The organism is Paenibacillus arenosi, assembly GCF_014841135.1.
Classification (GTDB): domain Bacteria; phylum Bacillota; class Bacilli; order Paenibacillales; family Paenibacillaceae; genus Paenibacillus_B; species Paenibacillus_B arenosi.
Window position 1 is genome coordinate 1 of record NZ_JACYTN010000022.1, and the last position, 12752, is coordinate 12752.

The 12752-nt window shown below is 43.9% G+C and carries 12 protein-coding genes, 1 rRNA gene, 1 pseudogene and 1 riboswitch; of the genes and pseudogenes, 9 read left to right on the forward strand and 5 right to left on the reverse strand.

Annotated features, from left to right (window positions below):
• Nucleotides 1-6: 6 nt before the first annotated feature.
• Nucleotides 7-123 (forward strand): 5S ribosomal RNA (gene rrf, locus IFO66_RS19035).
• A 151-nt stretch (nt 124-274) separates the two neighbouring features.
• On the opposite strand, the gene IFO66_RS19040 is transcribed toward rrf, so the two are convergent.
• The 5 genes from IFO66_RS19040 to IFO66_RS19060 form a co-directional block, all read right to left on the reverse strand.
• A complete protein-coding gene (locus tag IFO66_RS19040; protein WP_192026688.1) occupies nt 275-1300 on the reverse strand; it encodes a LacI family DNA-binding transcriptional regulator in 1026 nt (341 codons plus the stop codon).
• Nucleotides 1301-1524: 224 nt separating this feature from the next.
• Nucleotides 1525-2940, reverse strand: coding sequence for a C4-dicarboxylate transporter DcuC (dcuC, locus tag IFO66_RS19045; protein ID WP_192026689.1), 1416 nt, complete (start codon nt 2938-2940; stop codon nt 1525-1527).
• 59 nt (nt 2941-2999) lie between these two features.
• A complete protein-coding gene (gene rihC / locus IFO66_RS19050) occupies nt 3000-3920 on the reverse strand; it encodes a ribonucleoside hydrolase RihC (RefSeq protein ID WP_028594849.1) in 921 nt (306 codons plus the stop codon).
• Nucleotides 3913-4845 (reverse strand): ribokinase, encoded by a 933-nt coding sequence (rbsK, locus tag IFO66_RS19055; protein ID WP_192026690.1) that lies wholly within the window; start codon nt 4843-4845, stop codon nt 3913-3915. Before rbsK ends, rihC begins: the two co-directional genes overlap by 8 nt.
• A 25-nt stretch (nt 4846-4870) precedes the next feature.
• Nucleotides 4871-5302 (reverse strand): GNAT family N-acetyltransferase, encoded by a 432-nt coding sequence (locus tag IFO66_RS19060; protein WP_192026691.1) that lies wholly within the window; start codon nt 5300-5302, stop codon nt 4871-4873.
• Between the two features lie 464 nt (nt 5303-5766).
• Here IFO66_RS19060 and wrbA point away from each other — a divergent pair.
• The 8 genes and pseudogenes from wrbA to purB all read left to right on the forward strand — a co-directional run.
• A pseudogene (wrbA, locus tag IFO66_RS23895) lies at nt 5767-6375 on the forward strand (NAD(P)H:quinone oxidoreductase); the annotation flags it as partial.
• 612 nt (nt 6376-6987) lie between these two features.
• Nucleotides 6988-7323, forward strand: coding sequence for a hypothetical protein (locus IFO66_RS19070; RefSeq protein WP_192026693.1), 336 nt, complete (start codon nt 6988-6990; stop codon nt 7321-7323).
• Between the two features lie 2 nt (nt 7324-7325).
• The gene (locus IFO66_RS19075) at nt 7326-7910 is read left to right on the forward strand and encodes a transglycosylase domain-containing protein (RefSeq protein ID WP_192026694.1); all 585 of its coding nucleotides are present in this window, start codon (nt 7326-7328) and stop codon (nt 7908-7910) included.
• A 207-nt stretch (nt 7911-8117) separates the two neighbouring features.
• Nucleotides 8118-8399 carry a DUF1294 domain-containing protein gene (locus IFO66_RS19080; protein ID WP_420488684.1) on the forward strand — a complete coding sequence of 94 codons (282 nt, stop codon included), beginning with the start codon at nt 8118-8120 and terminating at the stop codon, nt 8397-8399.
• Nucleotides 8400-8496: 97 nt separating this feature from the next.
• Nucleotides 8497-8940 carry a universal stress protein gene (locus tag IFO66_RS19085; protein ID WP_192026695.1) on the forward strand — a complete coding sequence of 148 codons (444 nt, stop codon included), beginning with the start codon at nt 8497-8499 and terminating at the stop codon, nt 8938-8940.
• A 228-nt stretch (nt 8941-9168) separates the two neighbouring features.
• A riboswitch (purine riboswitch) is annotated at nt 9169-9269 on the forward strand.
• Between the two features lie 399 nt (nt 9270-9668).
• Nucleotides 9669-10130 (forward strand): 5-(carboxyamino)imidazole ribonucleotide mutase, encoded by a 462-nt coding sequence (purE, locus tag IFO66_RS19090; RefSeq protein ID WP_192026741.1) that lies wholly within the window; start codon nt 9669-9671, stop codon nt 10128-10130.
• Nucleotides 10131-10195: 65 nt separating this feature from the next.
• Entirely contained in the window at nt 10196-11383 is a 1188-nt protein-coding gene (gene purK / locus IFO66_RS19095; protein WP_192026742.1) for a 5-(carboxyamino)imidazole ribonucleotide synthase, read from the forward strand.
• The gene (gene purB / locus IFO66_RS19100; RefSeq protein ID WP_192026696.1) at nt 11380-12681 is read left to right on the forward strand and encodes an adenylosuccinate lyase; all 1302 of its coding nucleotides are present in this window, start codon (nt 11380-11382) and stop codon (nt 12679-12681) included. The genes purK and purB overlap by 4 nt, the downstream gene beginning before the upstream one ends.
• The last annotated feature ends 71 nt before the right edge of the window (nt 12682-12752 follow it).

Consider the following 12752-nt stretch of genomic DNA (forward strand, 5'->3'; position numbering starts at 1 on the left):
ATCATGTTTGGTGACGATGGCGGAGGGGTTCCACGCGTACCCATCCCGAACACGAACGTTAAGTCCTCCAGCGCCGATGGTACTTGGACCGCAGGGTCCTGGGAGAGTAGGACGTTGCCAAGCAAACGAGAACCACTGTTGATTATATATCAATGGTGGTTTTTTTCGTTCACGAGAACTCTGTGAGGTGTCATATCATCCGCAATCCAATGCCTGCTGTTGTACGAAAGTCTGCAGCAGGCATTTTGAGGAATACAGAGGACTGTTGATATGGTTAGCGTTTATTGGAGAGAATAGGTTTAACTGACGCATTGATAATCAATTTAGGAAGCAGGCAGATTTCTTGGTGGGCAAGTTGATCATTGTTAAGTTTGTCGAACAGCACTTGAAAGGCTGTATCACCTAACTCCCCAACATTTTGCTCAATAGAAGTGAGCTTAATATCGCTTAGAAATGGTGCGATCGTATTGTCATAACTAACGATAGAATAGTCTTGCGGGATAGCATATCCGGACTCATGCAGTTTACGAAATACGCCCAGTGTCATCATGTCATTGCACACAAAGAAAGCAGTAATATCGGTCTTCAACAGCTCCTGCGTTGCATGGTATCCACTATGAATACGATAATTACCCTCCATAATATAATGGTCATGAACTTCACATCCATATTCCCGCATTGCTTTCATGTAGCCATCCAAGCGATAGTCGCGATTTACGGAGGATAGTTTATTAGCGATACAGCCAATTTTACGGTGACCTTGTTCGATCAAATGTTTTACAGCGAGATAAGCGCCCATTTCATGGTTGAAAAATACCTTATTACAATTAAACTCGGGATAAACACGATCGACCATGACGTAAGGAATGTTTAGTCTTTTTAAACGATCGGCCATCATTTCAACATATTGATATGATTCGGTACTGACGATTAAAAATAATCCATCCACATCTCTTGCGATCAGCAGATCCATCATTTCTTGATCTTCAGCATACTTGTCATCCGTGTTCGTTATAATTAATGCATAACCGTGTCTCCGGCAATTCGCTTCAAGTCGTTTCGCGAATGAAGAAAAGAATATATTTTCAATATCGGGCATGATGAGCCCGAAGGTATGCGTTCTCTTCGTTACGAGACTTCTGGCGATCTGATTGGGTGAGTAGTTATACTTTTTGGCGATGCTGCGAATCAGCTCTTTTTTTTCCTCTGAAACGCGACAAGGCTTGTTATTTAACACTTGAGAAACAGCACTTAAGGAAAGATTGGCCTCACGAGCAATATCTTTAATTGTTATTTTCATAATAGATAGGCCATTTCACGCTAATCTTAATTGATCGGGTATCGTTCGAGCGGAATAGGCGTTACTCATCCTCCTCATTATTGAGTTAATAACCATTTTAGATTGTTTATGTGGATAGTTCAAATTACTAGAACACTTATTTTTAATCTTTTGAAACACAATATAATCATACACAAACGGCAGCAGTTGTGGAATTAACTGCTGCCGCCTGTATAACGTATCTATTACAAGAATAGTATCATCGAAAGCACGAACATAAACACAACACCCGTAATCATTGGAACAGATGTACGACGTACGATGTCTAGCGGACTCACTTTCACGGATCCAGCTACGATCAGAACGACCGCAGATACCGGGGACACCGCACGTAAAAGGTTGCCTGCGAGTCCCATCGGAATGGATACAGCAATAGCTGAGATACCTGCAGCTGTGGAGAGAGCTACCATCAATGGAACCATTGCAAAGAATAACGCTGTACCACTACCGCTTAAGAGAACGATTAGCGCTGTCAGTAATACTAGAATTAACGGCAACACGAATCCTAATCCTGATCCTTGAATGTTCATCATCGCATCTTGCAGTGCTTCAATTAAGCCAATCGATTTCAGTCCAGTTACGAATATTGTAGCTGCAACGAGCAAGGCTACAATTGGCATTGCACCGCCCATACCTTTAAAGAAGTGTTCCGTCTGCTGAAGAGCTTCTTTTCCACTCTTACGTTTAATGACATCACAGAGAATGGCGATGGCGAATGAGAACATTGTTGCTACTTCTACATTGACGTTAATATTAATATCGGCGAATGTTTTTAGACAGTAAGTAACAATCAACAGAATGATAGGGAAGATAGGAAGCAAAGCATATACCGTTTTGTAGAGAGCACCGCCCTCGATTGCTTTAATTTCCTGAACTTCAACTTCATCCGTATCTTTCGTCTTCGAACGCTTATCCATGAACTTCTGCCAGAAGTAATGAACGATAGCCATAAGCAAGATGGTAGGAATCGAGATTATAGCATGATATTGAAATACATAGTCTGTTACTGTTAGGCCTAAATATTCTGGATACTTAGCCAGCTCTTGTGAAATCGCAACGTTGTCGCCACCCAGTGGTGTTGGCATAACGGTTGCCGTTGTTGCGATAACTGCGGCAGCTGTTAGTTTGCTCATACCTGCTTTACGCATAACAGGGTACAGCGTCGCAAGCAAGATGATTGCTAAGTTCGATGCACTTGGAATAACAAGAGACAGCAGGTTTCCTAATAAAAATACAATTGGAACGAGTACATAGGCAGACTTGATCTTCGATACGGGTTTCGTAATAACACTGACAGTTACATCATTCGCACCGATCGCGGTCATGTACGCTGAATATCCACCTAGAATTAAGATAATAAATCCAGCCGATGTTAGCGTTTGCTGGAACTGTTGAGTTATTGCTAACAAAGGATCGAGCCAAACGGCACCTGTACCTACGAAGTCTTTTACTGCAATACCATTACCTGCAGCAATTCCGACGAACATGAGCACGATACCCATGAGGAACATTGTAATTTTAATGTCCATTTGTTTAATTAACATGTAGATAACGATGGATACGGCAATAAGAGCAGAGCCATACATAATTATTGGATTCATAGCGGATCCCCAATCTGATAGTAATGGTTATGTTTTGTCCTGCATACTGGCGAAAAGGTTTAATCACATGCTTTGAAGCTATCAATGAACCATTCTTTGAACATTTGAGGATCGAGATCCAAACATACCTTTGCGTTGTTTGGTTTCTTTAAATATCCCTTTAGATCGACCACCGTACAGCCGGCCGTTAAGCTGCCATTCAATTCGATATCGACAAACGTATCGACGATCTCGAACATTTCAGGTTTCAGTAAGTAGGCAATTGCACAGGCATCATACATTCTCAAGCCTGTCTTCATGCTGCCGCCACGATAATGCTGGAAGAGCGAGTGTATCATGTTTCCTGTTTTGTTCATGTCTTTCAGAAGGTTGCATTCTTCTGGATGAACAAGTGCTTTCCAACCTACATCTAAGCCTGCCATGGCAATTGGAACGCCGCTATTGAATACGATTTTTGCTGCTTCAGGGTCAGTTGCAATGTTGAATTCGGACATTACTCCTTTGTTACCACGTGTAACAGAACCGCCCATCAACACAATTTCATCGATGTTTCCTTTTACTTCTGGGTACATCTTCAACAGCAACGCAATGTTCGTAAGAGGCCCGATTGGCACGAGGGTGATAGGAACATCGCTGTCCATTATTGTGCGGCGCATCGCATTTACAGCATGCTCGTCCAACAATAATTCCTGAGCCGGTTCATCAAAGTCATAGCCATCCATACCGCTCTGACCATGGACATTACTCGCATCTTCAAAAGCAACGATTAAAGGGTCATTTACACCGACTGCTACTGGAATGTTCTTATTGAAGAACGTAAGGAGTTTAAGTGCGTTATCGGTAACTTTATCGACACCGACATTTCCTGCTATCGTTGTAATCAGCTTCACATCCAGTTTGTCACTGAACAATGCAATGGCAAGTGCCGCTGCATCATCAATTCCTGGGTCCGTATCAATAATAATTGGTCTTTTAAGCATATTGTTTTGCCTCCCCAAAATATTGTTGTACTTCATGTTGCGTGGGAATAGATTGTTGAGCTCCACGCTTCATAATCGTGAGTGCTGCTGTGTTCGTTGCCAATTGCATCGCATTCGGCAAATCTTGTTGTTGGAGCAAGGCGCTTGAGAGTGCTCCTATATAAGCATCACCTGCTGCGGTTGTGTCTACAACGTGTTCAATCTTCTGACTAGGAATGTGAATGAGTTTTCCATCAATCATCGTTACGCTGCCTTCAGAGCCAAGTGTAATCAAGATGGAGGAAACGCCTCTTTCTTGGAAATACGCTATTGGTTCCTTACAGTCTTCAACGTGATGTGGATGAATGTTAGTCAGATATGCACACTCTGTCTGATTCACGATCAGCAAGTCGATGTTCTTATAAGCTTCATCGGATATGGAGTGGGCTGGCGCAGCGTTAAGCATCGTATATAACCCTTTTTGCTTGGCCATAATCAACGATGACATCGTTGATTCGTAATCACACTCAAATTGTGTTAAGAATAGATCACCGGGTTGTCCAATCTTATTTACCATCTCCTCGATATCAGCAGATGTTAGTTCATGATTAGCACCCGGATTGAGAATGATTCGATTGTCGCCGTCTGTACATGTAATCATGGCAACACCTGTAGGATTGTGATCACTAGAGCGAAGGTAAGAGCAATCAACACCTGTAGCAGAGAGCTCTCGAATCAGCTGTTCGCCAAACAAATCCTTGCCCACACTTCCGATTATGAAAGTAGCTGCTCCCATCTTTGCAGCGGCTACCGCTTGATTACCACCTTTACCACCCGAACTGGTCATGAAATTACGTCCAACAATCGTTTCTCCTTGTTGGGGAACATGATCAGCCTCGATTGATAAATCCATGTTTAAGCTTCCAAATACAATTAACTTGTTCACGATGTACGCCTCCTTGCTTCTGTTGTCACTCCACAAATTTGACCATTCCACATCCTTGTAGTTCATTGGGACGACGAATGAAACCGAATTTCTCATAGAATGACTCTTTATCTGGTGTAGACATTAACCCTATATATGCAGATGGACAAGCTTGCTTATATATATAGTCCAGTATGGATCGCATGAGCATCGTACCGATTGATCGCTTCTGGTAGGCTGGATCCACAACGACGTCTTTAATGAAAAAAACGATACGATCATCACCGACGACTCTACCAATGCCTACAGGTTGCTGTTTATCGAATATGACGACAGAGTATAGCGTGTTTTGTAAAGCAATCTCGATATCCGCAGTTTCGTAAGGCTGAAATAGATTAGAACATTTCTGACGTAAATCAGAATAAATCTGAGGCGTTAGGGTATTCGATGAGATGTGTAACTGCGAGATTTGATTCATAGTCGATCCCCTCTTTCAGACTAGAGAATGATTTGATAAAACGTTTTACCAAACTCATGCAATAATCGTACACCTCGTTGTAAGCGGTGTCAATAAAGAAATAGCATTATTTACACAGTTTCACGCTCCAAAATTATACTTAATATCCAGTTCATTTTGTGATTTCAATCCCTTATTTTTGAAAGAAAAGTGGGAGTTGCAGCAAATAACGCAGGCAAGTCTAGATCAAGAACGAGCAAAGTAAATCATGAGTGATGAAGCTGGCCTTAGGGTCAGCTTCTTTATGTTTTAAGATAGATAAGTTATATGTGCAAGGAATATAGAAACAACGAGAGTCGAATTCATTTATCGCTGCATCCCAGATGGACTACATGTTTCCCGCCAAAATTGGAAATGCTTATGGGCATGCATGAAGTGCTTATTGCTATTCATAGTACGTGCAATTACGGGGGGAATAGAACGGAATGTCGAACGTTAAGCTTGCTGTTATTTACTATAGTGCAACAGGAACGAACTATCAGTTGGCGGAATGGGCGAAAGAAGGCGCGGAATCGGCTGGTGCAGAGGTGAAATTGTTTAAAATACAAGAACTAGCACCGCAAACGGCTATTGATGCAAATCCAGCTTGGAAGGCTCATGTGGAATCCACTGAAAACATTGCAGTTGTTCAACTTACAGATTTGGAATGCGCGGATGCGATTATATTTAGTGTGCCGACTCGATTTGGAAATGTAGCAGCTCCATTCAAGCAATTCCTTGATATGACCGGCGGCTTATGGTTTCAAGGCAAACTGATGAATAAAGTCGTGAGTGGGATGACTAGTGCGCAGAATCCGCATGGTGGTCAGGAGGCGACATTGCTCAGCCTGTATACTTCGATGTATCATTGGGGAGCTATTGTTGCTGCACCAGGCTATACAGACCCTACAATTTTTGAAGCAGGTGGCAATCCATATGGAGTGAGTGTAACTGTTAATCAAAATGGAAAAATGCAAGAGGATGTGCAGCAAGCGGTGAAGCATCAAGCGATGCGGACAGTTCAAATCGCTACTTGGGTAACACAAGGCTTACAGATGGCACAACAAGGACAACAGGGGCAGCAGCAGATTCAACAACAGTCACAAAGTCAGGGGCTATCTCAGGGACAACCGTATAATCAGCAACAGTTGCAAGGTCAGAGGCTACCTCAAGGACAGCAGCATAATCAGCAACAGTCACAAGGAGTAGGACAGTCTCAGGGACAGCAGCATAATCAGCAACAGTCACAAGGAGCAGGACAGTCTCAGGGACAACAGCAAACTCAGCAGCAACAAGTTCAGGGGCAATCACAAACACAGCCGCAATCTCAACACGCACAAAATTCAGCACAGCAGTCAACTCAGCAAGAGGATACACAGCTTCAAGGTCAGCAGCCTCAGCAGCAGAACCAATGTCAGGATCAGCATCAAGAGACGCAGCAGTTACAGCAGAAGCAGCAACCGTTTCAGTCATACTAATGAAATCGATTCATAAAGGATGAGCTTGAATCTAACAATAGATTCAAGCTTTTTTTATTTTTCTGATGTAGCTAACAGCACGTATGACCTCTGACCTTTCATAAATGTAAGATTACTGTTTGGGAAATCGATAGCACCACAATCCTATTTTGGATACAGTTATACGTATAGAAAGGAGGTCGCATGACAATGAACAATCAACATCACCACAAGCGTAACGCTACAGTTCAAGCCACAGTGTTAATGCCAATACGCCAGACGAGTCGGATAAACCATAGAAGTAGATTGGCTCAAGCAGCAGATATGAATGCTACCGAACAGCAAGAACAAGCTTCTGCTTCTAATAAATCAACACCGTGGATGAAAGCTGTTGCTGGTATGCTCCTTGCTGCTATACTGATACCGTTAGTGGGATGGTTCGCACTTGCGATTCTCGGGAACGTATGGATAGATACTAAACAGTTGAATACATTTTATAGGAAGCTTCTCATTTACCCAATGGCCAGCCTGTTGTACGAACGATAGATATGCCTAGTTATGTGGCGGATACGTTGTTAGCGATCGAAGATCATCGTTATTATTTGCATCCAGGTGTTGATCCGGTAGGAATAGCACACTCTATATGGGTTGATCTTGTAAAAGGCAAGAAAGCTCAGGGCGGAAGTACAGTGACGATGCAGCTAGCACGCAACATGTTCCTCACTCATGAGAAAACATATATACGCAAACTCAAGGAGATAGCGATATCAGCGAATCTGGAACTTCGCTATACGAAGCAAGAGTTAGTGGATATGTATATGAACAAAGTATATTTTGGACACGGAAAGTATGGGATTGAGAGTGCAGCTCGTTTTTATTTTGGCAAAACAACAATGCGGAATGGGGAGCTTCCCACGATTAATTTAGCAGAAACGGCGGTACTTGTCGGCCTTCTTAAAGCACCAGAGCATTACTCGCCTTATAAAAATCAAGAGTTGGCTGAAAGACGTCAAAGTGTGGTGCTGCATCGTATGAACACGCTTGGATGGATATCGGATACGGAGCTTGAGCAGGCACTTAACACGCCATTAGTTTATGCTCAACACACGCTTAAACAAAATAGAGCGGCTTAGAGCGCATGACAAATCAACTTGGATGTAGCGAAGGTAATGATACACAGATCAGACATATCAAAAGAAAAACAGTATCGGGAGCACAACGGTGTTCTTCACGAAGGAGAGAAGTCGCAGATCATGTTCTGCGGCTTACTTTTTTGTGAACAAGTGTGAATTATCCACGAAAGCTTGGTCTTGTCTTGTATAATAGAAATAGGGAGGGCGATGAAAGAAATGACGATTATCGTATTTGTGTATATATGTATTTTGAATCTTGTTGGATATGGAATGATGTCCAATGATAAGCGTCGCGCCACTCGCAATAAACGCCGCATTCCTGAACGCAATCTGTTCATGGTAGCTTGGCTAGGCGGTGCACTAGGTGTGTTGACAGGGATGTACCAAAAACGTCACAAGACACAGCATACGACGTTTACGGCAGGCATACCTTTTATATTGCTTGTGAATTTATTTGTATATGGTTTCGTCATTGTAAAGCTCGGGTAATTAGCCTTTAAGCAAAAATATGCAGTGTATGTCGCTCTCGCTATGGATGCGAAGTGAGATACATTCATATATACAAGCTAGCGGAGAGGTGAAAGCAATGGCATTCAAACGTATTTTAGTAGCGTATGACGGATCGAACCCTTCACAACTTGCACTCAGACAAGGAATCGAGCTTGTTCAGGCAGATGCTGAGGCTAGTCTCCATGTCGTGCATGTTTATCAACTACCGCAATATTTTCTTGGTGATGCATTTATGACGGGCTCCCCGAAGGTGAATCAAGAATTAGTCGAGTTTTCTACAAAGGTAGAAAATCGTGCACGAGAGGAAGTTGTGTTCCTTGGTGGGCGGGCTGTTGTAGAGACGGTTCAAGGACCGTTAGGACCATCTATTGTCGATTATGCGGAAAAGAACCATATTGATCTAGTTGTGATAGGGAGTAGAGGATTAAGCGGGCTGAAAGAATTTGTCCTTGGTAGCGTCAGCCATCATGTTGTCCAAAGCGCGAAATGTCCTGTCCTTGTCATAAAGGAAAAAGAGTAAAGAATATGAATGATGAAATATGATGTGTAAGTGAGCCAGTCTTCACCTAATGCTGATGTCTTATGACATTCTGCGTGTTGAGGGCTGGTTCATTTTTATGTTTATTAATAAATAAGCAAATGGCGAACATTGATGGTTGTTGAGTTATTAATGTTCGTATTATTGGTTGACATAAGCAATTGCTGATTGATAAACTAAGACTATCCTAAGAGATTGTCGAATAATTCAAGAGTTGCAACAATAGATTCTCGTATAATTTCGTAAATATGGACGGAAGTTTCTACCTGAGGACCGTAAATCTTCGGACTACGAGAATGGCAGACGTTGTTGGGGGCTTATGCTGTGCGTCCTCTCATGCATGTAGGCGAATGATGGGCATGGGTTATGTGGAAGGTACGGGTATAGGTTCGCTGTGAGGCAGTTGCTGTCATTTCTTCGATAGGCGAAGGTTCAACGGAAGGAAGTCCGTTGGGCTTTTTTGTGTCTTAGTTGAGCTTACTTTAGTCAGGTTTCACGATAAGACACTTCGTAAACTGCGTATGTTGTATTGGTATATAAGTACATTCTTATAGCAAGCATCTCAACGAAAGCGGGTTGAATCGATGAGCAACGTCTCACAGCAGGAAGCATTGCAGAAGCAGCAACAGGATGGACAACAATGTGGATCGGAACAGGATGTTCCGCAGCAGCATGGTGGCGATCAAGAACAGGTTCATGTTGGTGTCATTATGGGAAGTACAAGTGATTGGAATACGATGAAGAAGGCGTGCGATATTTTGGAGGAACTACACATTCCTTATGAAGCACGCGTTGTATCTGCCCATCGGACACCTGATGAAATGTTCCGTTATGCGGAGCAAGCAGAAGAGCGAGGTATTCGCGTAATTATTGCAGGAGCAGGTGGAGCTGCGCATTTGCCAGGCATGGTAGCTGCGAAGACAGTAGTTCCCGTGATCGGTGTACCTGTGAAATCTTCTACACTTAGCGGTTGGGATTCTTTGTTGTCCATCGTTCAAATGCCAGCTGGTGTTCCTGTTGCGACGGTTGCGATAGGTGAGGCAGGAGCTGCGAATGCAGGCTTGTTGGCGGCACAAATACTTGGCATTACAGATAAACGGATCAATGAACAATTGAAGCAGCTTCGTGAACAGAAGCGTGAGCAGGTCGTGGCATCGGGAGTGCTGGTGTGATGACTATGGGTACACTGGAGATGAATGATAAACTAGGATCTGCCTCTCAGGCTGGAGCTGTATGTATGAACAATGGTATACAGGGACAGAATGCGGACCATGTACTGCTGCCAGGCTCTAAAATAGGTGTTTTGGGCGGCGGGCAGCTAGGTAGGATGCTTGCTTTGGAAGGTTTGCGTATGGGCTATACGTTCGTTACGCTTGATCCGGCTGACACACCGCCGTGTGCGGAGGCTGCGCAGCACATTCGAGCTGAATATAGTGATCTGGAAGCGGCAAAGCAGCTTGCAGCTAAAGCTGATGTCGTGACGTATGAGTTTGAAAATGTTTCGCTGGAGATTGCGGAGCAACTGGAGCGGGATGCGTATTTGCCGCAGGGGAGCAGGTTGCTGCATCTTACGCAGCATCGTCTGCGCGAGAAAGATGCCCTTTCGGCGGCAGGCATTCCGGTAGCACCTTATGCTCAGGTGCAGTCGTTGGAGGAATTAAAGCATCATCTTGAAGCATTTGGCGGCCAAGGGGTGCTGAAGACGGCAACAGGCGGATATGATGGCAAAGGCCAGCAAATGATCCGTACAGCGGATGCTGCTGAGGGAGCATACGATGCGTTGGCTTCGCTTGGAACAGAACTTGTACTGGAAGCGTATATACCGTTTGAACGGGAGCTATCTGTAATCGCAGCACGCAATCCGCGAGGAGATATTGCTATTTTCCCGATTGCTGAAAACATTCACGTTGATCATATTTTACACTTATCTATTGTACCTGCTCGTGTACCAGATAAGGTAATCGTAGAAGCGGAACGAATTGCACGACAAGTTGCTTCTTCACTTGAAGTAGTAGGGCTTATTGCTGTGGAATTGTTTATGACGGCAGATGGCAGTTTGCTCGTTAATGAGCTGGCGCCTCGTCCGCACAATTCAGGGCATTATACGATGGATGCATGTCGCACATCGCAATTCGAGCAGCATATTCGTGCGATCTGTAATTTGCCGTTAGGCGACCCGTCACTCGTGACACCTGTCGTTATGGTAAATTTGCTCGGAGAGCATGCACAGGACATGTTACAATGGTTCAAGATAGAAGATACAGCAGCGCAATCACTCGGTGTTACGCCGAAACTGCACTGGTATGGCAAGACAGAAGCAATCGCCAAACGTAAGATGGGACATATCAACGTACTGGCAGATGATATAGATGCAGCGCTGAATTGGGTGCAGCACAACAAGATGTGGAGGAATCAACAAAGATGATCGAACGTTATTCACGTCCCGAAATGCGGGCTATTTGGACAGAAGAAAACAAATTCAAGGCTTGGTTGGAAGTAGAACTTTGTGCATGTGAAGCATGGGCGGAGCTTGGCGTTATTCCGAAGGAAGATACGAAAGTATTGCGTGAAAAGGCTAGCTTTGATATGGATCGCATTTATGAGATTGAAGCAGAGACTCGTCATGACGTGATCGCATTCACACGTGCGGTATCTGAGACATTGGGACCTGAGCGCAAATGGGTTCATTATGGTTTGACTTCTACAGACGTAGTAGATACTGCGCTAGGCTATTTGTTGAAGCAAGCCAATGAAATTTTAGAGCGAGACATTGTGAACTTTATTGAGATTTTGAAAAATAAAGCGCTTGAATATAAAGATACACCGATGATGGGGCGTACGCATGGTGTTCATGCTGAGCCAACGACTTTTGGTTTGAAAATGGCTCTTTGGTACACAGAGATGCAGCGTAATCTTGAGCGTTTCCGTCACGCGGCAGACAGTGTACAGTTCGGTAAAATGTCTGGTGCAGTAGGAACGTACGCGAACATCGATCCATTTGTAGAAAAGTTTGTATGTGAGAAGCTGGGGACAAAAGCTGCTCCAATTTCCACGCAGACGCTGCAGCGTGACCGCCATGCTGAATATATGGCTACGCTAGCGCTTATCGCAACATCATTGGATAAGTTTGCAACGGAAATTCGTGCTTTGCAGAAGAGTGAATTCCGCGAGGTAGAAGAGGCATTTGCTAAAGGTCAAAAAGGCTCTTCTGCTATGCCGCACAAGCGTAATCCAATTGGTTGTGAGAACATTTCTGGCTTGTCCCGTGTTATTCGCGGTCATATGGTGTCTGCTTATGAGAACGTTCCGCTCTGGCATGAGCGCGATATCTCGCACAGCTCGGTTGAGCGTGTTATTTTGCCAGATGCGACGATGCTACTTAACTATATGTTGAACCGCTTTATGAACATTGTTAAGAATTTGACGGTGTTCCCTGAGAACATGAAGCGCAATATGCAACGTACGTTTGGAGTGCCATTCTCCGGTCGCGTGATGACGAAGCTGATCGATAAAGGTTGGAGCCGTGAGCAAGCTTATGATACGGTGCAGCCGCGTGCGATGCAGGCGTGGGAAGAACAGCGCAGTTTTAAAGACATTATCGAACAAACGGCTGAGATTACAGAAGCGTTGTCTGCTGAAGAGATCGAAGATGCATTTAATCCAGCTTGGCATTTGAAAAATGTAGACACCATCTTCCGTCAAGTAGGCTTGCTTAACGAATAGTATTGAGCTAGAGATAGTTAGTGCAAAGAGCTTGACTGCAATCGTAATTGGAAATATGATTTGCTCTAAGA

Bases quoted from the DNA above. Each gene is read 5' to 3' on its own strand.
- IFO66_RS19040 (WP_192026688.1), bottom strand. From the start codon at position 1,300: ATGAAAATAACAATTAAAGATATTGCTCGTGAGGCCAATCTTTCCTTA.
- dcuC (WP_192026689.1), bottom strand. From the start codon at position 2,940: ATGAATCCAATAATTATGTATGGCTCTGCTCTTATTGCCGTATCCATC.
- rihC (WP_028594849.1), bottom strand. From the start codon at position 3,920: ATGCTTAAAAGACCAATTATTATTGATACGGACCCAGGAATTGATGAT.
- IFO66_RS19060 (WP_192026691.1), bottom strand. From the start codon at position 5,302: ATGAATCAAATCTCGCAGTTACACATCTCATCGAATACCCTAACGCCT.
- IFO66_RS19070 (WP_192026693.1), top strand. From the start codon at position 6,988: ATGAACAATCAACATCACCACAAGCGTAACGCTACAGTTCAAGCCACA.
- IFO66_RS19075 (WP_192026694.1), top strand. From the start codon at position 7,326: ATGCCTAGTTATGTGGCGGATACGTTGTTAGCGATCGAAGATCATCGT.
- IFO66_RS19080 (WP_420488684.1), top strand. From the start codon at position 8,118: ATGAAAGAAATGACGATTATCGTATTTGTGTATATATGTATTTTGAAT.
- IFO66_RS19085 (WP_192026695.1), top strand. From the start codon at position 8,497: ATGGCATTCAAACGTATTTTAGTAGCGTATGACGGATCGAACCCTTCA.
- purE (WP_192026741.1), top strand. From the start codon at position 9,669: ATGGGAAGTACAAGTGATTGGAATACGATGAAGAAGGCGTGCGATATT.
- purK (WP_192026742.1), top strand. From the start codon at position 10,196: ATGAACAATGGTATACAGGGACAGAATGCGGACCATGTACTGCTGCCA.
- purB (WP_192026696.1), top strand. From the start codon at position 11,380: ATGATCGAACGTTATTCACGTCCCGAAATGCGGGCTATTTGGACAGAA.